This is a genomic window from Kaistella yonginensis (assembly GCF_030409525.1).
In the GTDB taxonomy this organism is placed as follows: Bacteria; Bacteroidota; Bacteroidia; order Flavobacteriales; family Weeksellaceae; genus Kaistella; species Kaistella yonginensis.
In genome coordinates this window covers 105,483-131,880 of sequence record NZ_JAUFQB010000011.1, presented here as the reverse complement: position 1 = coordinate 131,880, position 26,398 = coordinate 105,483, and the positions used below count along the sequence as shown (strand labels likewise).

The 26,398-nt window shown below is 35.9% G+C and carries 24 protein-coding genes; 19 read left to right on the top strand and 5 right to left on the bottom strand.

All coding sequences use genetic code 11. The features are described from left to right. The first annotated feature begins 54 nt into the window (after nt 1-54). The 5 genes from QWY78_RS05010 to QWY78_RS04990 are packed head-to-tail and all read left to right on the top strand — an operon-like array spanning nt 55 to nt 3,911. Nucleotides 55-1,107 carry a type III polyketide synthase gene (locus QWY78_RS05010; RefSeq protein ID WP_290217210.1) on the top strand — a complete coding sequence of 351 codons (1,053 nt, stop codon included), beginning with the start codon at nt 55-57 and terminating at the stop codon, nt 1,105-1,107. After that, nucleotides 1,101-1,898 (top strand): SDR family oxidoreductase, encoded by a 798-nt coding sequence (locus QWY78_RS05005; RefSeq protein WP_290217208.1) that lies wholly within the window; start codon nt 1,101-1,103, stop codon nt 1,896-1,898. Before QWY78_RS05010 ends, QWY78_RS05005 begins: the two co-directional genes overlap by 7 nt. A gap of 32 nt (nt 1,899-1,930) precedes the next feature. Beyond that, nucleotides 1,931-2,365, top strand: coding sequence for a 3-hydroxyacyl-ACP dehydratase FabZ family protein (locus QWY78_RS05000; RefSeq protein WP_290217206.1), 435 nt, complete (start codon nt 1,931-1,933; stop codon nt 2,363-2,365). A 1-nt stretch (nt 2,366) separates the two neighbouring features. Further along, nucleotides 2,367-3,638 carry a beta-ketoacyl-[acyl-carrier-protein] synthase family protein gene (locus QWY78_RS04995; RefSeq protein ID WP_290217339.1) on the top strand — a complete coding sequence of 424 codons (1,272 nt, stop codon included), beginning with the start codon at nt 2,367-2,369 and terminating at the stop codon, nt 3,636-3,638. Nucleotides 3,639-3,656: 18 nt separating this feature from the next. Beyond that, nucleotides 3,657-3,911, top strand: coding sequence for an acyl carrier protein (locus QWY78_RS04990; RefSeq protein WP_290217204.1), 255 nt, complete (start codon nt 3,657-3,659; stop codon nt 3,909-3,911). A 152-nt stretch (nt 3,912-4,063) separates the two neighbouring features. On the opposite strand, the gene QWY78_RS04985 is transcribed toward QWY78_RS04990, so the two are convergent. Beyond that, nucleotides 4,064-5,542 (bottom strand): amino acid permease, encoded by a 1,479-nt coding sequence (locus QWY78_RS04985; RefSeq protein WP_290217202.1) that lies wholly within the window; start codon nt 5,540-5,542, stop codon nt 4,064-4,066. Between the two features lie 142 nt (nt 5,543-5,684). Here QWY78_RS04985 and QWY78_RS04980 point away from each other — a divergent pair, with 142 nt between their 5' ends. From QWY78_RS04980 to QWY78_RS04940, 9 genes are all read left to right on the top strand, one after another. After that, complete coding sequence (locus tag QWY78_RS04980; protein WP_435389049.1) at nt 5,685-7,193, top strand: alanine/glycine:cation symporter family protein; 1,509 nt, start codon at nt 5,685-5,687, stop codon at nt 7,191-7,193. Between the two features lie 103 nt (nt 7,194-7,296). Continuing rightward, nucleotides 7,297-7,905: a Crp/Fnr family transcriptional regulator gene (locus QWY78_RS04975; RefSeq protein WP_290217199.1), complete on the top strand. Its 609-nt coding sequence runs from the start codon at nt 7,297-7,299 to the stop codon at nt 7,903-7,905. 257 nt (nt 7,906-8,162) lie between these two features. Continuing rightward, the gene (locus QWY78_RS04970) at nt 8,163-8,474 is read left to right on the top strand and encodes a rhodanese-like domain-containing protein (RefSeq protein ID WP_290217197.1); all 312 of its coding nucleotides are present in this window, start codon (nt 8,163-8,165) and stop codon (nt 8,472-8,474) included. Nucleotide 8,475: 1 nt separating this feature from the next. Further along, entirely contained in the window at nt 8,476-8,913 is a 438-nt protein-coding gene (locus QWY78_RS04965) for an OsmC family protein (RefSeq protein ID WP_290217195.1), read from the top strand. Nucleotides 8,914-9,106: 193 nt separating this feature from the next. Further along, entirely contained in the window at nt 9,107-10,402 is a 1,296-nt protein-coding gene (locus QWY78_RS04960) for a TolC family protein (RefSeq protein ID WP_290217193.1), read from the top strand. A gap of 109 nt (nt 10,403-10,511) precedes the next feature. Further along, nucleotides 10,512-11,588: an efflux RND transporter periplasmic adaptor subunit gene (locus QWY78_RS04955; protein ID WP_290217191.1), complete on the top strand. Its 1,077-nt coding sequence runs from the start codon at nt 10,512-10,514 to the stop codon at nt 11,586-11,588. A 134-nt stretch (nt 11,589-11,722) separates the two neighbouring features. Further along, on the top strand, nt 11,723-14,956 hold the full coding sequence (locus QWY78_RS04950) for an efflux RND transporter permease subunit (RefSeq protein ID WP_290217189.1): 3,234 nt from the start codon (nt 11,723-11,725) through the stop codon (nt 14,954-14,956). 146 nt (nt 14,957-15,102) lie between these two features. Continuing rightward, on the top strand, nt 15,103-15,408 hold the full coding sequence (locus QWY78_RS04945) for a P-II family nitrogen regulator (RefSeq protein WP_290217188.1): 306 nt from the start codon (nt 15,103-15,105) through the stop codon (nt 15,406-15,408). A 105-nt stretch (nt 15,409-15,513) separates the two neighbouring features. Further along, nucleotides 15,514-15,720 carry a YgaP family membrane protein gene (locus QWY78_RS04940; RefSeq protein ID WP_290217186.1) on the top strand — a complete coding sequence of 69 codons (207 nt, stop codon included), beginning with the start codon at nt 15,514-15,516 and terminating at the stop codon, nt 15,718-15,720. 176 nt (nt 15,721-15,896) lie between these two features. Here the strand turns inward: QWY78_RS04940 and QWY78_RS04935 are convergent, their stop codons facing one another. After that, the gene (locus tag QWY78_RS04935) at nt 15,897-16,475 is read right to left on the bottom strand and encodes a Tll0287-like domain-containing protein (RefSeq protein ID WP_290217184.1); all 579 of its coding nucleotides are present in this window, start codon (nt 16,473-16,475) and stop codon (nt 15,897-15,899) included. Nucleotides 16,476-16,571: 96 nt separating this feature from the next. Here QWY78_RS04935 and pnuC point away from each other — a divergent pair, with 96 nt between their 5' ends. The 4 genes from pnuC (at nt 16,572) to QWY78_RS04915 (ending at nt 21,804) form a co-directional block, all read left to right on the top strand. After that, nucleotides 16,572-17,243, top strand: coding sequence for a nicotinamide riboside transporter PnuC (gene pnuC / locus QWY78_RS04930; RefSeq protein ID WP_290217182.1), 672 nt, complete (start codon nt 16,572-16,574; stop codon nt 17,241-17,243). An 88-nt stretch (nt 17,244-17,331) separates the two neighbouring features. Further along, entirely contained in the window at nt 17,332-18,108 is a 777-nt protein-coding gene (gene dapF, locus QWY78_RS04925; protein ID WP_290217180.1) for a diaminopimelate epimerase, read from the top strand. Between the two features lie 18 nt (nt 18,109-18,126). Next, nucleotides 18,127-19,164 carry an endolytic transglycosylase MltG gene (gene mltG, locus QWY78_RS04920; RefSeq protein WP_290217179.1) on the top strand — a complete coding sequence of 346 codons (1,038 nt, stop codon included), beginning with the start codon at nt 18,127-18,129 and terminating at the stop codon, nt 19,162-19,164. 117 nt (nt 19,165-19,281) lie between these two features. Then, nucleotides 19,282-21,804, top strand: coding sequence for a TonB-dependent receptor (locus tag QWY78_RS04915; RefSeq protein WP_290217177.1), 2,523 nt, complete (start codon nt 19,282-19,284; stop codon nt 21,802-21,804). Between the two features lie 116 nt (nt 21,805-21,920). Here QWY78_RS04915 and galE read toward each other — a convergent pair whose 3' ends face one another. The 3 genes from galE to QWY78_RS04900 form a co-directional block, all read right to left on the bottom strand. Next, nucleotides 21,921-22,940, bottom strand: a complete 1,020-nt coding sequence (galE, locus tag QWY78_RS04910; RefSeq protein WP_290217175.1) for a UDP-glucose 4-epimerase GalE — start codon at nt 22,938-22,940, stop codon at nt 21,921-21,923. A gap of 182 nt (nt 22,941-23,122) precedes the next feature. Continuing rightward, nucleotides 23,123-23,731 (bottom strand): hypothetical protein, encoded by a 609-nt coding sequence (locus tag QWY78_RS04905; RefSeq protein WP_290217173.1) that lies wholly within the window; start codon nt 23,729-23,731, stop codon nt 23,123-23,125. A 185-nt stretch (nt 23,732-23,916) separates the two neighbouring features. Beyond that, nucleotides 23,917-25,041 carry a DegT/DnrJ/EryC1/StrS family aminotransferase gene (locus QWY78_RS04900; protein WP_290217172.1) on the bottom strand — a complete coding sequence of 375 codons (1,125 nt, stop codon included), beginning with the start codon at nt 25,039-25,041 and terminating at the stop codon, nt 23,917-23,919. A gap of 364 nt (nt 25,042-25,405) precedes the next feature. Here QWY78_RS04900 and QWY78_RS04895 point away from each other — a divergent pair, with 364 nt between their 5' ends. Further along, nucleotides 25,406-26,395: a hypothetical protein gene (locus tag QWY78_RS04895; protein ID WP_290217170.1), complete on the top strand. Its 990-nt coding sequence runs from the start codon at nt 25,406-25,408 to the stop codon at nt 26,393-26,395. Nucleotides 26,396-26,398 lie beyond the last annotated feature (3 nt).

Sequence of the window (26,398 nt, the reverse complement as noted above, 5' to 3'; positions counted from 1 at the left end):
GTAAATATTTTCAATAAAACTTTTGTGACTTTGTGGTTAAAAAATATTCAATTAATGAGTGTAAAAATAGTTACCGTTGCAAAGCAACTCCCAAAATATTCCCGAAAAACTTCCGAAGTCTTGCCTTTCCTCGATCTCTGGTTAGAAGGTCAGGAAAGTCGGTTTATTCGTAAAGTCAAAAAAATATTTGAAGGCGCTGCAGTGGATGAAAGATATTCAATTATGGATCCAGCAGAAGTTTTTACCGCCACTTCTTTCGAAGAAAAAAATAACATTTATGCCCGCGAAGTCGTTATTTTGGGCGAGCAAGTTTTGGACAAAGCTTTAAAAAAAGCCAATTGGAAACCGCAATCTCTGGATTATATTATCACCGTAAGTTGCACTGGAATTATGATTCCGTCTCTAGATGCCTATCTGATTAATCGATTAAATTTACGCCAAGATATTGTTCGTTTGCCGGTAACCGAAATGGGTTGTGCGGCGGGCGTTTCCGGAATTATTTACGCGAAAAATTTTCTTCAAGCAAATCCGGGTAAACGCGCCGCTGTCATTGCAGTGGAAAGTCCAACCGCCACTTTTCAACTGGAAGATTTTTCTATAGCAAATATTGTAAGTGCCGCAATTTTTGGTGACGGTGCGGCTTGTGTTCTACTTTCTTCTGATGAAGATGCGGAAGGTCCGGAGATTCTTGCGGAAGAAATGTATCATTTTTATAATAATGAACATATGATGGGTTTCAAACTCACCAATTCTGGCTTACAAATGATCCTGGATATTGAAGTCCCAGACACGATTGGAGCACATTTCCCAAATATCATCCATCCGTTTTTAGCGAAACAAAATTTAGAAATTAAAGATATTGATCACCTCATATTTCATCCGGGCGGAAAAAAAATCGTCCAAATGGTGGAAGGTTTATTTTCAGAATTGGGTAAAAACATTGATACGACAAAAGAGGTTTTGCGACTCTACGGAAATATGTCGAGTGCGACCGTTTTGTATGTTTTAGAAGAAATCATGAATCAAAAACCGCAGAAAGATGAGAGAGGTTTGATGCTCAGTTTCGGGCCCGGCTTTTCTGCACAAAGAGTTTTACTACAATGGTAAGAAGATTTGAAAATACAAATTACTGGACTTTAATCTTGGGCGGAAGTTCAGGATTGGGATTAGCTTCTGCAAAAAAATTAGCTTTAGAAGGAATGAATATTTGTATTATTCACCGTAATTCCCGTGCAGAAATGGAAAGTATCAATGAAGGATTTACTTTAATTAAAAATCAAAATATTCAGTTTTTAAGTTTAAATAAAGACGTTTTAAATCTGCAACATCAAAAGGATGTTTTAGCAGAAATAAAATTAGCGTTGGGAACAGATGGAAAAATCCGTTGTCTATTGCATAGTATTGCCAAAGGAAATTTAAAACCAATGATTGGCTCAGAAAACGAAAGTCTTTCCACCGATGACTTCTCCATTACTTTGCAAGCCATGTCGACGAGTTTATATGATTGGACAAAATTAATTTTTAATGAAAATTTATTTGCTGAAGATGCCAGAATTCTTGCTTTTACCAGTGAAGGAAGTAAGAAACCCATTGATAATTACGCCGCAGTTTCGGCTGCAAAGGCCTCATTGGAAGCCATCTCAAGAAGTATCGCTTTGGAATTTGCTCCTTTTGGTTTACGTTCCAATTGTATTCAGGCTGGAGTGACAGATACACGATCTCTGCAAATGATTCCCGGAAGTGAAGAAATAAAAGAATATTCAAAAAAAAGAAATCCATTTAAAAGATTAACCACGCCGGAAGAGGTAGCTAATGTGGTTGGTTTACTTTGTCAAGATGAAGCCGCTTGGATTAATGGTGGTGTAATACCAGTAGATGGTGGTGAACATTTGAGATAGATTTTAAATTTTAAATTACATTTAACTAATCAATGATTATAGAAGAAATAATTAAAAATCTGCCTTACAATACTCCATTTTTATTCGTGGATGATTTGGTGAGCGTTGACGAAAATGGTGTGACCGGAACTTTCACTTTTAAAGAAGATTTAGATTTCTACAAAGGTCATTTTGTCAACAATCCAATTACTCCTGAAGTTATTTTAACCGAAACAATGGCGCAAATCGGCTTGGTTTGTTTGGGAATTTTTCTGGTTGGAAGTGATTTGACTGAAGAAAGCCAAATTGGTTTAACTTCAACCGACATTGAATTTATAAAACCCGTTTTTCCGGGTGAAAAAGTGACGGTGATTTCAGAAAAAATATATTTTCGATTTAATAAACTGAAATGCAAAGTAAAAATGATGAATGAAAAATCAGAAATCGTTTGTGAAGGAACAATTGCTGGAATTATTAAAGTTAATTAAAATGGAAAGAAGAGTTGTCATCACCGGATTAGGAGTCGTTGCTCCCAATGGAGTTGGTTTAGAAGATTTTAAATCAGCTTTAAAAGAAGGCCGTTCTGGAATTCAGTTTGATCAACAATTAGCTGACCTGAAATTTTCCTGTCAGGTTTCCGGGACTCCGCCCATTGACAAAAATAATGTAGACGAGTATTTTACCGATTTAGAATTAAGGAATTTCAATTCGACCGGAATTATGTACGGTGTTATCGCGGGTTTAGAAGCTTGGAAAGATGCTGGTTTACAAATTTCAGAAGGTAAAAATCCTGATTGGGATAGCGGAACGATATTCGGAACAGGAACTTCAGGGATTGAAAAATTCCGTGAAAGTATTTATAAAATCGATGCCCTGCAAACTCGGCGATTGGGCAGCACCGCCGTTTCACAAACCATGAATAGTGGAATTTCTGCTTACTTAGGCGGGAAATTAGGCTTGGGAAACCAAGTCACCACGAATTCGTCCGCTTGCACCACCGGAACAGAAAGTATTTTAATGGCGTTTGACCGCATAAAATCTGGAAAAGCAAAACGTATTTTAGCCGGAAGCACGAGTGATTCTGGCCCTTATATTTGGGCGGGTTTTGATGCGATAAAAGTATGTAATTACAAATTCAATAATGATCCAGAAAAAGCCTCCCGACCGATGAGTGCTTCTGCTGCAGGGTTTGTGCCTGGAAGTGGCGCCGGCGCTTTGGTCATCGAAGATCTGGAATCTGCCTTAGCAAGAAATGCAAAAATATATTGCGAAATACTGGGTGGAAATCTTAATTCTGGCGGGCAACGTGGTGGTGGCAGTATGACTGCGCCCAATTCCACTGCAGTACAAAAATGTGTGAAAGATGCAATTCTGGATGCTGGAATTGAAGCAAAAGATATTGATTATATCAGCGGACATTTAACTGCAACTTCAAAAGATGCTACTGAAATTCAAAATTTAGCCGAAGCTTTAAACCGTTCGGCGAAAAATTTCCCATACATCAATTCTCTTAAAGCTTTGACTGGACATTGTCTTTCCGCAGCGGGAAGTATCGAAACGGTTGCAACCATCTTGCAACTGACTGAAAATTTTGTAGCTCCCAATAAGAATTGCGAAGATTTGAATCCAGAAATTACCGCAATCATCGATGCTAAGTGTATTCCACAAATATTGTTAAATAAAGAAATAAATATTGCGGCAAAAGTAAGTTTTGGTTTTGGCGATGTGAATGGTTGTATTATCATTAAAAAATATTCTTAATAAATTTAAAACAAAAATATGAACAAGGAAGAGGCTCTGAAAAAACTCAAAGAAATCGTAAAACCTTATGTCAGAAATGAGGAAGCGTTAGAAAACATCAATGAAAACACAGATTTCATCAATGATTTAAATATTAACTCCGCTAATTTAGTTGATGTTATACTTGATGTGGAAGAAGTTTTTGATATTGAAATCGATGCCGAATCCATGGAAAAAATGCGTGATGTAAAATCTGCATTGGCGGTGATTAACGTCAAATTGAGTAATAAATAGCATTTTAAGCAGCAGCAATCACCTTTGAATTAAGCACTATATTTTCCTACAGAAAGGGTATTGAACAGAATGCAATACCCTTTTTATTGATTTGTTTTAATAATAAGAAATTGATCGCAACAAAAATACCGCCTCAAATACGGGATTTTATTTTATTGCTGATTATTTATTTTAGAATGTTTTTTTCCATAAACAAAGTAGATCACCAAACCTAAAGCTAACCAGATCCCAAGTCTCTCCCAACTTTCAATCGGTAAACCTGCCATCAAAGCGACACATATAATCACTCCTAAAATAGGCACCAAGGGAACTAAAGGAACTCGGAAACCACGAACCGCATCTGGATTCGTCTTTCTCATCACTACCACACCGATACATACCAGCGAGAAGGCAAATAGAGTTCCGATACTGACCATGTGACCCAAGTCGGACACGGGAACAAATCCTGCAAATAAACTCACAAAGATCATGAAGATAATATTTGTTTTCCAAGGCGTGCTGGTTTTGGGATGTACATCACTGAAGAATTTAGGAAGCAACCCATCAACACTCATGCTATAAAATACACGACTTTGCCCCATCAACATCACCAACATCACCGACGTATATCCGGCAATAATTGCGATGGTAAGGGCAGAGTTTAGAAAAGTATAACCGGTCTTCGCAAATGCAGTTGTTACTGGACTAGCATCACCTTTGAAGTTTACATAATTTTCCAGCCCTGTTAATACATAAGAAAAAAGTACATACAATATGGTACAGATAATCAATGAACCAATGATTCCTATAGGCATTCCTTTTTGTGGATTTTTCGCTTCTTGGGCAGCGGTACTTACCGCATCAAATCCGATGAAAGCGAAGAAAACAACGCCGGCACCTCTCAGAATTCCACTCCATCCGTAATGACCAAAATAATCACTCTGGAAGAATTCAAAAAAGCCCATTTTACCTTGCCCCATCAACACCTCACCTTCGTTCACTGGGATAAATGGTTGGTGATTTTCAGGATTAATGAAACCCCATCCAAGCGCGATAAATACTAAAACAACAGTTACCTTCAGAATAACCAATATATTATTGATCAGCGCTGATTCTTTAGTCCCTTTTATTAATAATAAAGAAAGTAAGCAGATAATTAAAATTGCGGGAAGATTTACATACCCTGACGTTTCGTCCCAAGGACCATGCAATAAGGAATTTGGTAAGGTAATACCAAAACTCAACATAAACTTTGCAACATATTGAGACCAAGAAGAGGCAACAGTAGCAGCACCCAGAGCATATTCAAGCACCAAATCCCAACCAATAATCCATGCCATAAATTCTCCCATTGTTGCATACGAGTAAGTATAGGCGCTCCCGGCCACCGGAATCATCGATGCGAATTCCGCGTAACATAGTCCCGCAAAAGCACAACCCAAGGCAGCAAGAATAAAAGAATAAACTACGGCAGGCCCAGCATTTTCTGCAGAAGCAATACCCGTTAATGAAAATAAACCAGCTCCAATGATGGCTCCAATTCCTAAAGCCACAAGCGAAGTTGCACTCAATGTTCGTTTAAGTCCCTTTTCCGAATCATCTGCATTTTGCAAAAGTTGGCTAAGAGATTTTGTTTTCCAAAGATTTGACATTTTATTTGTTTAGATTTTAATGTTGTAAAGTCTGTTAAAAGACTACGAAAGTAATAAAATTTCAGAATAAATTATGTTGAAAAACCATCTTTTTATTTTTTTTTGTGCATATTGCTGAATATTATAAAAATAACAATTTTTTATGCGATCAAAATTCTACGCGGTACTATTTCTCATGTTACCATTATTTTACCTTACTGCACAAACCAAAACTGAAAGTCTCGATAAAAAAATCAATGCGGTTTTCGAGCCAATTGTTAATTTTTTCAGTATTATTATTTTCTTTGAACCCTTTGCGTTTCTTGGTTTCGAGATGCCTTTTATTGTGCTGTGGCTCATCATCGGTGCGGTATTCTTTACCGTTCGGTTTAACTTCATCAATTTCACGGGAGTCAAACATGCTTTAGAATTAATCCGGGGAAAGTATGACGATCCCAATGAACCGGGAGAAGTCTCCCACTTTCAAGCCTTGGTAACTGCGCTCTCGGGAACGGTAGGCTTAGGGAATATTGCTGGCGTTGCAGTTGCGGTAAGTTTAGGCGGCGCTGGTGCGACGTTTTGGATGATCGTAGCTGGAATTATTGGAATGTCTTCTAAGTTTGTGGAATGTACGCTTGGTGTTAAATATAGAAAAATTAATGAGAAAGGAGAAGTTTCCGGTGGACCGATGTACTACCTATCAGAAGGCTTAGCACGAAAAGGTTTTAAGAATAGCGGAAAAGTTTTAGCTATTTTATTTGCGCTGCTCTGTGTAGGCGGCTCTTTTGGTGGTGGAAATATGTTTCAAGCCAATCAGAGTTTTGCACAGGTGGTCAATATTTTTCCCGTATTTGAAGGGAAAGGATTTTGGTATGGAATGGTCATCGCTATTTTTGTGGGAGCAGTAATCATTGGTGGAATTAAAAAAATTGCAAGTGTAACGGATAAAATTGTTCCTTTCATGGTAGTTATCTATGTCGTTTCATGTCTAGTCATTATCGGTGCCGAGATTCACAACCTGGGGTCTGCGTTTGCGCAGATTTGGAATGGAGCGTTCTCGCCAGATGGAATTGCGGGCGGATTTATGGGCGTGCTAATTATGGGATTCCGTAGGGCTGCCTTTTCCAATGAAGCTGGTGTTGGGTCAGCTGCTATTGCCCACTCGGCAGTAAAAACAGACGAACCAATTTCCGAAGGTTTCGTAGCTTTACTAGAACCATTTATCGACACAGTGATTATCTGTACCATGACGGCATTGGTTTTAATATTCACAGGATTTGCCCAAGATACAAATGGATTAGAAGGTTCTGCCTTAACCTCAAGAGCATTCAGCAGCGTTCTTCCTTGGTTTAGATATGTCTTACTTGTCGCAATCATTCTTTTTGCTTTTTCCACCATGATTTCTTGGTCTTATTATGGAATGAAAGCGTGGACTTACCTTTTTGGGAATAACAAGTTTATGGAAAATACCTATAAAATATTATTCCTGATTTTTACCGTCATCGGAGCTTCATCAAGTTTAGGTGTTGTAATGGATTTTTCAGACATGATGATCCTCGCCATGGCAGTACCAAATATTATCGGTATGTATTTCCTATCTGGTGAAGTTCGGAAAGACCTTGCCAGCTACTTGAGAAGACTCAAAAGTGGGGAAATAAAAAAATATAAATAAGAATAATTTAGAAATGAGTTATCAATCAAATTCTAATCTTTTAATAATGAAAAACAACCGCAATTATTTGAAATTGAAGACTAATTCTCATTAACTTTAACCCATGATTTTAAAAGATATTTTCCAGTCGGATTTAGTAAAAGAAATTGAAGAGTCCGGAAACCTAAAACATTTTGCTGCAGGTGAAGTTATCGTCAACATGGATTCTTATATTAAGAATATTCCGGTCGTTGTGTCGGGCAGTATTAAGGTGATCAGAACCGAAGAAGACGGTCGAGAAATTCTACTCTATTATTTAACTCCAGGTGAAAGTTGCATCGTTTCGATTTTGGCAGGAATGAAAAATGAAACCTCAAAAATAAAAGCAATTGTAGAAGAAGATGCAGAACTGATGCTTATTCCCGCAGATAAAGCCAAAGAATGGGTGAAAAATTATCCAGATTGGACCGACTTTATTTTTAATCTCTATCAAAAACGTTTTGAAGAATTGCTTGATGTGGTAAATTCTGTGGCATTTCAAAAAATTGATACCCGACTTTTACACCTCATCAAACAAAAAACCCAACTCTATCAATCCAAAGAAATTTCGGTTACGCATCAGCAATTAGCCGATGAATTGGGCATTACAAGAGAAGCAACCAGCCGCGTTTTAAAACAAATGGAAAAAGAACATCTTGTAAAACTTTCCAGAAATAAAATTGAACTTCTGTGAGTTCTTACGCAAAAAATTTAGCCACAGAAGGCACAACAGTTTTATCATTTTTAAGTTAATCAATCCCGAAATTTCGGGGCAAAAAAGCATTATGAAAAGCATTTCGCTTTTGCATACTTTTGAATAACTAATTATTTACAGTGTGCTTTTGTTTCTTTTGTGGTTAAAAGAAATGTGCGTTCTGTGATGTAAGTTACTGTAACGGAATTTCAACTGACCTAAATTTGCAGTATTAAATCAATAAAAATCACAAATTTATGTTAGACACTATTAATCAATTTTTCGGATTCACAAAAACAGATTACGCTGACCTGGTAAAAAAAGGTGCCATCGTTCTTGATGTTCGCAGTAAAGGAGAATTTGCTAGTGGTCATGTGAAAAACTCCATCAACATTCCGGTAGATCAACTTTCAAACAATTTAGCAAGATTAAAAGATAAAAATAAAACCATCATTACGTGCTGTGCTTCGGGAATGAGAAGTGGTTCTGCAAAAACTATTCTTTTAAATAATGGCTATACCGATGTTCACAATGGTGGCGGTTGGGCAAGTTTAAACTCTAAAATTTAATATGATGGATGCACATTTATATAACGTAAATATCGCTTGGACCAAAGACCGACAAGGCGAAATGTCTTCGCCAGAACTTTCTACAACGGTAGAAATTGCAACTCCACCGCAATTTCCGAAAGGGGTCGAAGGAATTTGGTCTCCGGAACATCTTTTCACTTCTGCCGTTTCAAGTTGTTTGATGACGACTTTTCTTTCTATTGCTGAAAATTCTAAATTAGAATTCACTGGTTTTTCTTGTAAATCCAGCGGAAAATTAGAACAAGTGGACGGAAAATTTCTAATGACGGAAATCATTTTGGAACCAACTGTAACCATCGTAAACGAAAACGATCGCGAAAAAGCAGAACGCGTTTTGCAAAAATCAGAACAACATTGTTTGATTTCAAATTCCATCAAATCGAAAGTGACGATGAATACGAATATTATTGTAGGTTAAAATAAATTAACATTAATAATAAAAATAGAACCTCGATTTTTTTTCGGGGTTCTATTTTATTTGGTACACAGATTTTCAAAGATAATAACTGCAAAGAAAAATTTTTCCAAAATTTCTTTATTCATCGGCTATGTGATAAACATCACTGTACAAGATTTTTTACTACCCTACTTTTGTCATCAAATTAATATTAATGAAAAAACTATTATTCCTATTCCTTATTTCTGTCCAAGTTTTTGGTCAAGATACCATTCAGGTTTCCAAGAAAGATTTGGAAGCCAAAATTGAAGGGCAAAATTTATCGGTAAAATTAGCCAATGATGAGGTAAATTCTGCAAAAGCGAGTTTGCTGGAAACCAGAGCGATGTATTTGCCAAATATAACCGCTTCCTACACAGGAATTTCCACCAATAATCCTTTGATGGCATTTGGTTCTAAACTCAACCAAGAAAGAATTACGATGATGGATTTTGATCCTACAAGGTTGAATAGTCCAGATAATATTTTCAATTTCGCTACAAAATTAGAAGTTCAGCAACCGATTTTTAATAAAGATGCGGTTTACAAGAAAAAAGCAGGAGAAGTTCAAGTAGATGTTTTGAAAATTAAAGCAGAACGAACCAAAGAATACCTTCAATTTGATTTGAACAAAGCGTATTTGCAATTGCAAATGGCGTATAAAGTGGTGAAAGTTTTGGAAGAAGCAAAAAAAACAACGCTTGCCAACAAAAAAGTAATCGACAATTATTACAAAAACGGTATGATTCAAAAATCTGAAGTTTTGTATATGAATGTGCGTGTTTCTGAAATCGAAAGTCAAATTCAATATGCGAAATCCAATGTGAGAAATGCTTCAGATTATCTCTATTTTTTGCTGAATGAAGATTCTGAAAATAAAGTGTTCCAACCTCAAGATGAATTTTCTTACCACGAAAATATTTTAGAAGAAAATCCGCAACTGAATGTGAACAGAAAAGATTTACAAGCGTACGAAAAATCTTTAGATGCTTATGATTACCTCATCAAATCTTCCAAAGCGAAATCTTTACCGAAATTAAATGCGTTTGGAAGTTTCGAAATGTATGATAACAAACCTTATCAATTTGATGCAAACGGATATTTGGTTGGTTTACAATTGTCTTGGAATGTTTTTGATGGTTACAAAGCAAAAAGCGAACAAGAAAAATACAAAGCAGATCTTTCTAAAGCAAAAACTGAAATTTTGCAATATCAAAAGCAAAATCAGTTAGAACTCAACAAATCTTATAGACAGGTTTTGGATGCAGACCGAAAAGTTTCATTAACCAAATTATCTTGGGATCAAAGTGCAGAAGCGTACAGAATTAGAAAAAATAGATACGATCAAGGTTTAGAAAAATCATCAGATTTACTTTCTGCAGAAACCCAAATGTCCCAAAAAGAGTTGGAATATCAACAAGCAATTTATGAATATAACTCGGCTTTAGAATACTTTAAATTTTTAAAATAGACGTGAGATTAAGAGACACGAGATTTGAGACCTATTCTAATCTCACATCTCCTTGTCTAAAGTCTATCAGTCTATTATCTATCAGTCTATTATCTCAAAATATAAAATTATGAAAATATTAGTTTACTCCGTCCTACTTTTAGGTTTATCGATGAGTTGTTCCGCAGATGAAAAAGATGCAACACTTACGCAAAAACCAATTCAAGTAACCGTCAATCAACCAGAATCTAATTCTGAAGGTGCTTTTGCAACCGCAAGTGGGAAATTAGTTTCCAAAAATTCTGTGAATGTAAGCACAAGAATGATGGGCTACATCACTGGATTGCGCGCAGAAGTTGGGCAAAATGTGAGTGCAGGTCAATTGTTGGTAAGCATCAATTCCACCGATATTCAAGCAAAAGGTGGACAAGCAAATGCGCAAATTTCACAAGCACAAGCCAATTTTAATATTGCTAAAAAAGATTACGATCGTTTCTCTAATTTATATAAAAGTCAAAGTGCTTCTCAAAAAGAACTCGATGATATGAGAGCGCGATACGAAATGGCTAAAGCAGGATTAGACGCAGCTCAAGCAATGAAAAGTGAAGTGAATGCACAATACAGATACACCAATGTAACGGCTCCAATTTCTGGAGTAATCACTGCGAAATATGCAGAACAAGGCGATATGGCAAGTCCAGGAATGCCGATTTTAACGATTGAATCTCCCTCGGCTTTGCAAGCGCAAGTTTTGGTTTCCGAACAAAATATTATCCTCGTTCAACAAGGAATGCCGGTGAAAATTACGTTGAAATCTACCAACCAAGTTTTAACTGGAACGGTTGCAGAAATTAGCAAATCTTCTGCAAATACTGGTGGACAATATATGGTGAAAATAAATGTTTCCGACAGCAAAAATCTCTTATCAGGAATGTTTGTAAATGTACAATTTCCTTTTAAAAATACAGGAAAATCCAACCAAGATTTTCAAGAAGGTGTGGTAATTCCAAAATCTGCTTTGGTAGAAAACGGACAATTAACGGGAGTTTACACAGTAAGTTCAAGCAACACCGCGATTCTTCGTTGGGTGAAAGTTGGGAAAAATTTCGGTGATCAAGTGGAGATTTTATCTGGTTTGAATGCGAAAGAACCGTACATCGTTTCTGCACAAGGAAAATTGTATAACGGAGCGAAAGTAACAAAATAATGTAACAATGTAACAGTGTATCAGTGTAAAAATGTATCAGTGTAACAATGTAATAATATAACAATGTGCAATGACAGTACACAAAATTGGTAAACTGCTACATTGATACATTGTTAAATTAAAAAAATAAAATTATGCAAGACGGAATATCAGGAAAAATTGCCTCGGTTTTCATCAATTCAAAACTCACCATACTTTTGATGGTTGCTTTGATGGTGATTGGCGCGTACAGTTCAACCTTAATACCAAGAGAAGAAGAGCCACAAATTATTGTTCCGATGGCAGACGTAATGGTCGGTTATCCAGGTGCAAATCCTACGGAAGTAGAAAATCGTGTGGTGAAACCTTTGGAAAAAATAATTTCCAACATCAAAGGTGTAGAGCACGTTCACAGTATGGCGATGAACGGAAAAGCCATGATTATCGTACAATTTTACGTGGGCGAAGATACAGAACGTTCTTACGTGAAACTCTATGATGAGATGATGAAAAATAAAAACATCTTCCCAAAAGGAGTTTATGAACCATTGATAAAAACCCGTTCCATAGACGATGTTCCGATGTTGGGACTCACACTTTGGAGCGAAAATTATAATGATTTTCAATTAAGACAAATTACCGAAGAACTTTCTTCTGAAGTAAAAAAAATAAAAGATGTTTCCCTAACCAACGTGATTGGCGGAAGAAGCCGACAACTAAAAGTAATTGTTGACAAAGATAAAATGGCAGAATCCAATGTAGATGCATTGGGAATTATGCAAATGATACAAGCCAATAACGGAAGTTCCCAATCAGGAAGTTTTACGAGCAATGACGCAGAATATTTACTGACCACTGGAGAATTTTTGAGTTCTGCAGAAGATGTTGGAAATCTCGTCATCGGAACTTCGCAGAATATGCCGGTTTATCTAAAACAAGTCGCAAAAATTGAAGATGGTGCTTCTTCTTCCACCAATTATGTGAATTTCGGCTACGGAAACGCTACTGAAAAAGGCAAGAGTTTTTTATCAGAATATCCTGCAGTTACCCTTTCAGTTTCGAAAGTGAAAGGTGCAGATGCGATGAAAATTTCCGAGGAGATTTTAACAAAAGTAGAAACTTTAAAGAAAACTTTAATTCCGAATGATGTTCACGTAGAAGTTACCAGAAATTATGGTGAAACTGCATCTCATAAAGTTTCAGAATTAATGGGACATCTTGGAATTGCGATTGTTGCGGTAACCATTTTGGTAATGCTTGCAATGGGATGGAGAGGTGGATTGGTGGTTTTTCTATCCGTTCCTTTAACTTTTGCACTCACGCTATTTTCCTATTATATGTTGGGATATACGCTGAATAGAATTACACTTTTCGCCTTGGTTTTCGTGGTGGGAATTGTCGTGGATGACAGTATTATCATCGCAGAAAATATGCACCGGCATTTCCACATGAAGAAATTACCGTTCAAGCAAGCCGCAATTTTCGCCATTAATGAAGTAGGAAATCCTACAATTTTAGCAACATTTACGGTAATTGCAGCAATTTTACCAATGGCATTTGTTTCTGGAATGATGGGACCTTATATGTCGCCGATGCCTATTGGAGCGTCGATTGCGATGTTGCTTTCCTTATTTATTGCTTTAACGATTACGCCGTATTTAGGATTCCATTTATTAAAAGTAAAAGATTCCGAAGAACATAAAGAAGAACAAGGTCTGGAAACCGGTTTCATTTTTAAAATTTACAAAAAAATTGAGCAGCCATTATTGGATAGTAGTAAAAAAAGATGGACGATGCTCGGAGTTACTTTTGTATTATTAATGATTTCTATGTTTGCTTTTCCGGCAAAATGGGTGGCTGTAAAAATGCTACCTTTTGATAACAAAAATGAAGTGCAAGTCGTAATCGATTTACCAGAAGGAGCAACTTTAGAAAGAACTGCGGCTGCAACACAAGATATTGCACAATATTTGAAAACCGTTCCGGAAGTGGTGAATTATCAATCTTATATTGGTTCTGCTTCTCCGATTACTTTTAATGGATTGGTTCGTCATTACGACATGCGTGGAAGCAGCAATACTGCGGATATACAGGTCAATCTTTTGCACAAAGAAAATCGAGATTTGCAAAGTCACGATGTCGCAAAAGTGATTCGTCCAGAAATTCATAAGATTGCCAAAAAATACGGTGCGAATGTAAAAATTGTAGAAGTTCCACCTGGACCACCCGTTTTATCTACCATTGTTGCAGAAGTTTATGGACCAGATTATAATGAGCAAATAAGAATTGCGGATGACGTGCAGAAAATCCTCATCAATACCGATGATGTTGTAGATGTAGATTGGATGGTTGAAGCGCCACAAACCGAATTCAAAATTGTTACAGATAAAGAAAAAGCAATGTTGAACGGAGTTGCGCCACAACAAATTGTAGGAAATTTAACCTATTTGATTGGTGAACATTCCATCGGAAATTTATATGATCCAAAATCCAACGACGCTGTTGATATTGTGATGAAATTAAAAGATGGAGAAAAAACCAGCATTTCCGACATTACCGATTTAAAGGTAAAAGGTGCAGCCGGAATGGTTCCTGTAAGTGATTTGGTGAAAGTTCAGCGAGAAACTTTAGAAAAATCCATTTACAGAAAAGACCAAAAACGCGTGGTTTATATTTTGGCAGATATGGCAGGAGGATTAGAAAGTCCGGCTTATGCAATTTTGGGAATGGATGAAAAACTGAAAAACATCAAACTTCCAGCAGGATATGAATTGAACGAATTGTACATGAACTCGCCAAAAGATGAATCCAACTACACCGTGAAATGGGACGGAGAATGGCAAATTACCTTGGAAGTTTTCCGGGATTTAGGGATTGCATTTTTAGTCGTAATTATCATTATTTATATGTTGATTGTCGGTTGGTTTCAAAATTTCAAAACCCCAATTATGATGATGATTGCGATACCGCTTTCCTTGATCGGAATTGTACTTGGACACTGGTTATTAGACGCTTTCTTTACGGCAACTTCATTTATCGGAATGATTGCTTTAGCGGGAATAATGGTGCGGAATTCCATTTTATTAATCGATTTTATAGAAATTCGTTTGAGAGAAGGAGCACCTATAAAAAGAGCAATCATAGAAGCAGGAGCAGTGAGAACAACTCCAATTTTATTAACAACTGGAGCAGTTGTAATCGGAGCAGTCGTAATTCTTTTCGATCCCATTTTCCAAGGTTTGGCAATTTCACTTGTATTTGGAGCAATAATCTCCACATTACTCACGCTGATTGTAATTCCACTGATTTATTATATGTCTGAAAAAGACAAATGGATCCAGAATGAACCGGTAGAACCTGTTTATATTGAAGAAGATATTCAGGATTAATGAACCACGTTCTCTGTCGAAATTGCTTTTCGACAGAGAATTTTAAAAAATTAAATTATGAAATCGCCATTAACAAATATTTTAATTAAAAATAGAAGAATTCAGGCGAGCGCGTAAGACAAAATAAAAACAATAAAAATCTCATTATGAAACTTTTACTTATCACGGCCATCAAGGAATTTGAAAATGATGTGAAAAACATATTGGTAAAATCGGGTGCAAAATCATTTACCTACAATGAGGTAAACGGTTTTAAAAACGAAACCAATCGTATTGTTACCGACAGCTGGTTTGCCACTTCCTATTCAGAGACCGAGTCTTTGCTCTTCACCGTTTTTGTCTTAGAGGAACACACTGCCCAAATCATTGAAAAAATTACAAAATTCAACAATGAGCAAGAAAGCCTTTCAAATATTCATATTGCGCTGGTCGCTTTGGAACAACAATTTTAAAATTTCAATAAATAATTATGAAATCGACATAAAAAAGTTTATAAACTAATACTTTTGAACTTGGACGATTGCATATCCCCTTTTAAAAATAATAAATAACTAGATATGAGAAATAGAATAATACACGCATTTGCTGGAACCATGATTTTGGTAAGCATCCTTTTATCCATTTACGTAAGCCAAAACTTTTTGTGGCTGACTGGTTTTGTAGGAGTTAATCTACTACAATCCTCACTGACCAATTGGTGTTTGCTCGACAAAATGTTAATGAAAATGGGCTACACCAATGAAGGAGGCTCCTGTGGAGTTTAGTCCATAACTTTTTAAAAGAACAAATCCCCGCAAATCATTTTGCAGGGATTTTTTTTGGTAAAATCACTTAGAAAAACCATTCGGCTAGAAATAAGCTTGACCAAGTTGAATCATCAAAAAATAAACCGCCGCACCAGGCGACGGTCTATCTTAACAAATAAAAATATGGAAATAAACTACTTAGTTTTAATAACAATCAATCCGCGGACTTCGTTTTCTTTGTAACCCATTGCTAAATCGCCCGGATACAATTCTGCGATTTTTGCGGAAACATTTGGTTTTATATTTTTTCCCGGTTCACCATGGCATTGCAAACACATTGCATTGGTCACTAACGGTTCATAATAATGCGTCTCGGTACGAACTGGCTTTAAAAGTTCACCCGCTAAAAGTTGTTTTTTATATTGTTCGATCAGCTTTAACTCTTCTGCATTGGCTACGTTTTTAGGATTACGCATTTTATCAGAAACTCTAGAAATTTCTAAGCCATGTTTTTCAGACATCGATTGTGTTAAAGGCATAGCTTCGATATTACAAAACTCTAAGGCCGATTCTGGTCCTCCTTTCTGCATTTGTTCGCCTACATTTTTCATTAAAAGTTTCTTGGTTTCCGTTGCAAAACTTTTCAATGAATCTGAGCTGATTGATGCTTTCTCAACAACAACGGTGTCGCCCGACATTTCTGGTGTTGTTACTTTGGTACCACACTGCATAAAAAATAATGCAACTGAACTTAATAAAAAAACTTTTTTCATGACTCTTATTTGCTCAAAGATAGGCAGTCTATCTAAGAACCTTTGTGACCCAAGTCACACATCTGCTTTTTCCCTGAAATTCCTATCTTTGAACTTATGAATTTTTATGAATTATTCCTAAAACCGTACGCATCCTACGAAACATATCAAATTGTTTTAGAAACAATTGCAATGACTTTCGGCATTCTAAGCGTTTATTTTTCAATTAAAAAAAACATTTGGGTTTATCCGACAGGTATTATTTCCACCGTACTTTATGTTTATATTCTCTTTGTTTTCGGGCTTCTTGGCGATATGATGATTAATTTTTATTATTCGGTAATGAGTATTTACGGCTGGATTTTATGGTCCAAACATTCCGAAGATCACGTTCATGTAGAAGTTTCTTGGGCAACCAAAAAAGAATGGATTTTCGCCACCATTTTATTTATTTTGAGTTTAAATTTAGTTACGATGGTTTATTATTATAAACCTTTTATTGATAATCATTTTTCGATGATTAATGTTGAACTCGGTTTATACCATCTCGATTGGGCAAATTGGTTAGATATTCTAACCACTGCAATTTTTCTCGTCGGAATGTGGTTAATGGCGAAGAGACGCATCGAAAACTGGATATTCTGGATTATCGGAGATATCATTTGTATTCCTATGATGATTTACAAAGGACTCGGAATTACTTCTATTCAATTTTTAGTTTTCACCGTGATGGCAATTATTGGTTATTTTGAATGGAAAAAAGACCGTCTTATCAATAACAGTAACTGATGCAGTCTATCTTGACCCACGCTTTGATTGCTAAAGAATTAAGTATCTTTGCAATCCCAAAATCACAAGCGATAAAAACCTTTTTCTTATGCAAAACACCCTCAGATTTTATAAATATCAAGGAACCGGAAATGATTTCGTCATGATTGACAATCGTGATTTGCAGTTTCCCAAAGAACAAGAAATTATTGAAAAATTATGCGACCGCCGTTTCGGTATCGGTGGTGATGGGTTAATTTTGCTAGAAAATGATCCGGCAGCTGATTTCAAAATGGTCTATTATAATTCCGACGGAAATGAAAGCACCATGTGTGGAAATGGTGGCAGGTGTTTGGTCGCTTTTGCCCATTTTCTTGATATATTCGAAGACCAAACAACCTTTACCGCCATTGACGGTTTACATGAGGCCGAAATCAACAATGGCATCATTAAACTCAAAATGATCGATGTACCGTTCATAAAAAATATCGGGGGAAACTTTGAGCTGAATACCGGTTCGCCGCATTACGTATCCTTCGTAGAAAAGTTAAAGGATTATAAAGTTTTCGACCATGGTAACAAAATTAGAAATTCTGCGTCTTATTGTGAAGAAGGAATCAACGTTAATTTTATAGAAGAAATTGCTGAAGATGAAATATTCCTTAGAACGTATGAAAGAGGCGTTGAAGATGAAACTTTCAGCTGCGGAACAGGAGCAACCGCTGCGGCTCTGGTTTTTTTGAAAGATAAAAAAATTTCTTGCGTAAAAGTAAAAGTTCTGGGTGGAAATCTAAAAGTATATGCAGAACAAGACGGAAAAAGCTTCAAAAACATTTGGTTAGAAGGACCAGCGAAACAGGTTTTCAAAGGGAAATTTAATTTTTAATAGATTTTTTATTTAGACATGAAAAAAAATGTTGGAATTATTTCCATAATTGTATTTCTGATTTTTGCAATCGGAAGTTTCTTTGGCTATCAATATTACCAAAAATTTTATGGGAATAACGTAGAAAAAGAAGGCTATATTTTGATTCCACATTCCGCAAATTTTACCGCTATTCTTGATTCTATTTCGCCTTATTTAAAAAATAAAGAACAATTTGCGGAAGTTGCAACAAGCAAAAACCTTACTAAATTTTTTCATGCAGGCCGCTACCGAATTAAATCTGGAACCAACAATACCGATTTGGTCAACATGATTAAAGCAGGAAATCAAACCGAAAACACTTTTAGAATCGGTGATTTTTTCACCGTTTATCAAATGGTTGGGAAAGTGGTAAAAAAAACAGAATTGGATTCCCTAAAATTCGCTACCGATTTAAATAAAATCGCTACTGCAAAAGGTTATAACAATGCAGAAGACCTGAAAAAATATTTCTTCATCGATACTTATAATTTTTTCTGGACGGTAACTCCAGAGGAATTCTTTAAGAAATTTGAAAATCAATATGATAATTTTTGGAACGCAGAAAGAAAAGCCAAACAACAAAGTTTAGAATTAAGTCGTGATCAAATCTACGCTTTGGCTTCTTTAGTTTACAAAGAAACAGGTGGCAAACCTGATGAAATGAAAACCGTAGCTGGATTATATCTGAACCGACATCGAAAAGGGATGAAACTGCAAAGCGATCCTACCGTAATTTATGCGGTAAGCAAAGCCAATAATTTTCAGGGAGATCCGATCAGAAGGGTTTTTTACAAACATCTGCGGGAACCCTCTCCTTACAATACCTATTTTTCTGCGGGAATTCCGCCCGGGCCTATTTGTATGGTTGATAAAAATTCGGTTGACGCTGTTTTAGATTCAGAAAACAATGAGTTTATTTATATGTGCGCGGATCCGGCACGCTTTGGATTTCACAAATTTACAGCAAGTGCGGCTGAACATGCGGTTAATGCTAAAAAATATCAGGATTGGTTGAATTCTAAAAACATTAAATAAATCGAAATTAAATAATCCTATGTTTTAAACCTGGGATTTTTAGAAAAGAAAATATTAAACAAACATTTAATTTAACTTTTGTTAAAAAAAACAATCAGTATAGTTTAAACTAAAATTATGACGAACAAAATTGAGATTTCATCAATTATTAAAAAACGAACTTTAGGACTTGCGTTCGTTTTGGGTGCAGCCAGTTTAGCGTTTGCACAGCAGAAAGTAAATGTAAGCGGGAAAATTGTAGACAAACAAAACAATGCCGTTCCTTACGCATCAATTACCTTCAGCAACAAAGCGAACAAACTGTTCAGCGATGCAGCTTTAAGTGATGAAAAGGGGGAATACAAGCTTGCGCTTACTCCTGGAAATTACGACATTTCGATCGAAGCGATTGATTATAAAAAAGCAACTTTAAACAAACAAATTTCAGCAGGCGGAAGTCTGGGTAACTTCACCGTCGATCCAGAAGGAACCATGACCAACGGTAGAACCAAGGATATTGAGGGCGTTACCATCACTGCCACTGCAGTAAAACCCTACCGTGTTGAGTTAGACAAAAAAGTCTACGATCCTTCCACTGACATCATTAGCAAAGGAGGAAATCTACAAGATGTTTTGGGCAATGTTCCATCGGTCTCCGTAGAAACAGATGGGACGGTATCCATGCGTGGAAACTCCAACGTAAAATTCCTGATTAACGGAAAACCTTCTGCTCTTCTAGGAATCGACAGTGGCGCCAATGCCTTGCAATCGATCCCAGCAGACCAAATCGAAAGAATTGAGGTGATTACCAATCCTTCCTCAAAATTTGAAGCGAGTGGCACGGCCGGAATCTTAAATATTATTTTAAAGAAAACCAAAGGGATGGGCTTCAATGGTAGCGTGAGCGGAAGTGTAGGCTATTTACCAAGCACCAACTTAAACACCAACCTCAGCTGGAAAAAAGGAAACTGGACCTGGTTTGTTAATGGCGGTGGCGGTTACCGAGAAGGTGAAGGAAAAAGTGATAGCGATACGCGATTCTTTGATCCCACAACACTTGCAACGACCAGATATTTTGAGCAAAACTCTAAAAATAAAAGTGAAAGTAATTTTTATAATGCGACGGGCGGATTTGCGGTTGATTTAACGGAGAAAACATCATTCAATTTATCGGGAATGGTTCGGAATTTCTCCAGCAATAGTAATAACAAAGTAGATAACTTTAGTTATGATGCCAGCAGAATGCTCACCAACTATTCGCAAACAACGGCTTTAGGAGACAGCGAAAACCTTTCCTTGCAAGGTGATATCGGTTTGGATCATAAGTTTAATGATAGCGGTCATAACATTTACCTTTCCTTAAGTTTACAAAAAAGTGACAATAAATCCACCGAAGATTCAAAAGAATTCGATGAATCGGTGTTCGAATATGGCAGTATCGGAAACAATAATACCATCAACAAATCAGTAATCGGTAAAGTTGATTATGAATTGCCAATCGGCGAAAAATCAAAAATAGAAGCAGGTTATCGAATTGATAATAATGTGAATGATTACGATTTCCTAAATCGCGAAACAGATGCTGGCTTAAACTACGGCATTGTCAATGCATACAGTGGAAATACTATTTATGACGAAACCATTAATGCCGGATATGCTCAATTTAAAAGTAAATTTGATAAAATCGGTTACCAACTTGGGATAAGAGCAGAAAACTCATTAATCAATATTGAATATCAAAGTTTAAGCGGAAATACCTCTAATAAAAAGAAAGATTACACCGAATTTTTCCCAAGTGTTTTCTTAAGTTATGATTTAGGAAGTACCCATAATCAATTGTTATTGAACTATTCCAGAAGGATTAACAGACCGCGTTCTTGGTTTATGATTCCCTACCCAACTTCCTTGGCAAACCGCCAGAATTTGTTCCGTGGAAATGAAGATTTAGATCCATCTTACATCGATTCCTTTGAATTGGGTTACGCGATTCAGAAGAAAAAATTCACTATTAATCCAACCTTATATTATAGAAAAACTACGGGTGATGTGAAATTTGTTGTACTCAGCGAAGCCGTTGGTTCAGATGTTTTGGTCACCAGTCCTTATAATGTAGGAAATGAGACAAGCTATGGTTTAGATCTAAATTTAACAGCCGATCTTTTCTCGTGGTACAAAATTATGGCCAGTGTCGATCTTTTTGGTTATCAATCAGATGGTTCTTATTTCGACCCCACCAGAATGACAAAACCACTTTCTTTTGATGGTTCAGGAGTATCGTCAAGAGTTCGTTTAACCAACAGTTTTAAAATCGATAAAACATTGAGTATGCAAGTTCAAGGTTTTTACCGAGGTGGACAGAAAACGGCTTCCAGCGAAAGCAAAGATATGTATGTCTTAAATTTCGGCGCCAATAAAACCATCTGGAAAAACAATGGAACCATCGCCTTCAACATCCAAGATATTTTGGGAACTAGAGGTAGAAAAACAACCAGTTTTGGCCCAAGCTACGAAAAAGATTCCTACATGCGCTGGAACCCAAGAAGTTTCACTGTTTCTTTGACTTACCGTTTCAAACAAGGTGAAAAAGTAGATGCACCAAAACGTAAAAAAGATATTAATTCTAACAGCCAAGGTGGTGATGATCAAGGCCCACCAATGTAAGAAAAGAGCCAAATAAAAAATAAAATCCTGAAAATTAATTTTCAGGATTTTATTTTGATTCCCTAACGCTAAATCCCGCTCCAAAGGAGAGGAGTTTTATAAATCTGCGCGAAAAATTAAAATTCTTTTTTTGCCAAATATTTTTGCCATTCCCAAGTGGTTCGTAATGCCTCATCCAAAGGCGTTTCAGCTTTCCAACCGAGTTCTCTTTCGGCTTTGTCTGCATTGGCATAAGCAACAGTAATGTCGCCTGCTCTTCGTTCGCAGATTTGATAGGGAACTTTTACCTTATTGGCTCTTTCAAACGATTCAACCACTTCTAAAACTGATGATCCTTTTCCAGTTCCTAGATTGTAAATATCGATGACGGTTTCAGCAGTTTCGTTTATTAATTTCTGTAGCGCTTTTACGTGTGCTTTTGCTAAATCGACCACGTAAATATAATCACGAACCGCAGTACCATCTTCGGTTGGATAGTCATTTCCGAAGATCGAAAGTCTTTCCCGAATTCCGGCTGCTGTTTGTGTGACAAATGGAACCAAATTATTGGGAATTCCGATGGGTAATTCACCTAACAGCGCTGAAGGATGCGAACCAATTGGATTAAAATATCGTAGTAAAGAAACTTTTTTTTGATATGCTGTGGCAAAATCTTTCAGGATTTCCTCGCCCATTTGCTTGGTTTTTCCGTAAGAAGATTCTGGTGTTTTCAAAGGCGTATTTTCGTCGATTGGTTGTTGATCGGCTTGCCCGTAAACCGTACAAGAAGAACTGAAAATAAAATTTGTTAGATTTCTATTTTTAAATTCCTGAAGGATATTAATTAAAGAAAATAAATTATTTTCATAGTAATCCAACGGTTTTTCCTGGCTCTCTCCTACTGCTTTGAAAGCCGCGAAATTAATACAGCCATCGATTTCATAAGCTTCAAAAACCTGATAAAGCAATTCCTTTCGTCTCAAATCAAAAGGAAAAAAAACCGGCCTTTTACCTGCTACTTTTTCAATATTATCGAGAATAAATTTCTCCGAATTGGATAAGTCATCTACTATAATAACTTGAAAATTATTTTTTAAAAGTTCTACCACGGTGTGGGATCCGATGTAGCCGAGTCCGCCGGTAACGAGTATGGTCATTTTTTTTAGGGGTAATGAATGATGGGTAATGAGTGATGGGTAATGAGTGATTTTTATTGTGGTTTTCCTATTTTGGTAATTTCGCTTTTATTGGTCTTTGTTTAAATTTTTTGCGATTTGCACTTTGTCAAAGTTTTCAGAAGCATTTTTGTATACTTTGACAAAGTTTTGCATCTGACTTTTTAATCTAAAAATTCTTCTTTTTGATGACAAAATATGAAATTTTCTATATCACCAAAAATTTCCATAACCTCTTCTCTTTTCAAAAAAGTTGAATCACTTGAAATTAAAGTTTTAAATGATGAAAATGGATAATCTTCTAATCTATTCACAAAATCTTTAGGATTTTGATGAACATAAACGATTAATTTTCTTAAATATTCTTCATTCTCAATTCTTATTCTTTTAAAAGGAGATTCCAGCAATGGTCCGGTTCTAAATTTATTAAATCTATTAAATGCTTGAGAATAAGAACTTAAAAATTTTGCAAATTGTTTGCTAATTATAGCGTCGTAAGAATGTAATCCATCTTCTTTAAAATTAATTTTCTTATTATTTTCAAGTAAAAATTCATTTATCTCTTTTTCGGACTTTATTCTTATAACGAAATGAAAATGATTGGGCATTAAACAAAATGCATAAAATTGGCAAACGGGAGAAATAAAAACTTTCAATCTTCTTAAGAAATATAGATAATTTTCTTCAGTATCAAAAATTTTAGTTCCATTTATTCCTCGGTTATAAATGTGATAAAAAAAATCGGGCTCTAATCGATCTGTTCTTATTTCCATAAAGCAAAACTATTTTATTACGAAACTTTGTCAAAGTAACTATCATACTGCAAAAAACTTTGACAAAGTAAATCACATAAAGGAAACGCTGTCAAAACAACGAAAATACTTCACAAAACTTTGTCAAAGTAACTATCACATTTCATAAAACTTTGACAAAGTAAAGTAAGTACAACTTGTAAAACTTAACTCATAAACTCCAAAACCGCATCCGAAATATATTTCAACTGCTCTTCATCCAATTCGGTGTGCATCGGTAAAGAAATGACTTCTTTCAATAATTTATCAGTATTTACAAAATCTGCATCATTACTTTCTTGGAAATAGGCTTTCTGTTTTCGCAATGCTACTGGGTAATAAATCATGGCCGGAATTTCTTTTTCGGTGAGGAATTGTTGCAGTTCGTTTCTTTTTCCGTTGGTTATTCTTACAGTATATTGGTGAAAAACGTGGGTGGAATTTTCGGCTCTTTTCGGTGTTAAAATATTGGGATTTCCCGCAAAAGCTTCGTCATAATAATCGGCTGCTTTTCTTCGGGCTTCGTTATACGTATCGAGAAGCGGCAGTTTTTTTCTTAAAACTGTGGCTTGAATACTGTCTAAGCGGGAGTTCACACCCACCTCATCGTGGTAATATCTTTCGTACATTCCATGATTTACGATGCCTCTAATCTTGTGTGCGAGTCCATCATCATTGGTGAAAATTGCTCCACCATCACCATAACACCCTAGATTTTTTGATGGAAAAAAAGAAGTAGTTCCAAGAATTCCCATCGTTCCCGCCTTCTTCACCGTTCCATCAGAAAAAGTAAATTCGGAGCCAATTGCTTGGGCATTATCTTCGATGACATGAAGGTTCTGGGCTTTCGCGATATTTAAAATCGCTTCCATATTGGAACATTGCCCAAAAAGATGCACCGGAATAATCGCTTTCGTTTTTGAGGTGATAGCAGCCTTCAACTTATCCGTATCCATGGTAAATGTATCGTAATCTACATCGACTAAAACGGCTTTCAACTTCAATAAATGAATGACTTCTACGGTCGCTGCAAAAGTAAAATCTGCGGTAATTACTTCATCGCCTTCCTGTAAATTCAATGCCATCAAAGCAATTTGCAAAGCATCGGTTCCGTTTGCACAAGGAATTACGTGTTTTACGTCTAAATATTGCTCCAACTCTGTTTGAAAAGATTTCACTTCGGGTCCATTGATGAATGTAGCGGAATTCATCACACTCAAAATAGCATTATCTACATCAGGTTTTATCTTGTAGTATTGACTTTGTAAGTCAACCATTTGAATTTTTTTCATAAGTCGTTATTTATTTTTTTTGGTCTTATGTAATCGCCAACTTCGTTATCTGTTGGATGGAATTTTTTACCCGCGATTTCATAATAATATTTGTTCAAATTTAAGAAAATTAAAAGACTTCAAAGTTTTTCGAGATTTATAAATTACGGAAAATATTTTCATTTTTTTAAGTTCAATTTTCTTAAATGATAAAAAATGACAGATATCTACTATTTTTTTTGCCATTTATTAGGGGGGGGGATTTTACTATTACTTAAAATACAATACAAGTGCTGATATTATTTTTGTTGAATTCTCACAACTTTAATAAAAATAATTAACTAATGTAATTTTAAATTTCAATTAAACACAAAAATTATACAAGATGAAAAAAATACTATTCGCGTTTTTGGGACTTTTATTCTCCCAATTTACAATGGCACAATTGAAACCCGGAGCAACTACAAATATTATTAGGAACCCCAAAATTGACCCATTAATAAAAATGAATTTGCCCACAACTACGCGCCAAGATTATATTGCATTTTACGAGCAAAATGGTTTTTCTGGAAGAGAGGCAAGATATGCGCAAAATGTTCCCAATTTTGTGATGCCTTTTGCAGATCCGAAATATGTTTCGATGAAAGTTTCACCGGGTCACATTGCCTACATTACATTTAATGATGAATTTGGAAGTCCCGTAATTTTTTGGGGAGATAATGCTAATTTTTATCAAAGATTGGGCAACATGAAAATTATTTCTATAAAAGTAGTTCCTGCAGGAGAAGTTGTTTTAGGTTTTGGCGGAATTTCTACCAATATTGAAAACAACGATTGCAAAAGATTTTTCGGAGTTATAAAAGTGAAAGTGCTAGAAAAACTGGCAAATAATGAGTTTATTTATTGCCCGGTGAAAATCACTAATAAAAGAATTCAAAATCCAGAAGAACCCTTGAATAAAGAAGCAACCATTTTTAATGTTCCAAATTTAAGTTCACGAAATCCTTTGCAGAACTATGTTTTCAGCAATAATCCTGTTCCGGAAATTACAACTCCTGTGAGATTTTCTGCAACTGCAAATATTGGCGATTTGTTTTTGGTGAATTATAATGCAGTTCTTGAAAATAGAATTTATGTAGAATTTGAAATTGATTTGCATTCTGCACACAAATCTGGTGATGCTGCGTCAGATTTCTCTTCCAACGTGAAAATGAATAAAAAAGAATACATCAGACTTCCTTATGCAGAATTGGGAACTTTCTTCAACATTGGACCCTTTCGCGCAGAAGGAAGTCCAGACAATACCGTTTTGGCTTCTGGTGGAATTTACAAAGATTTTCGGGTGCATTTCATCAAACAAAACCCTAATCCATAATTG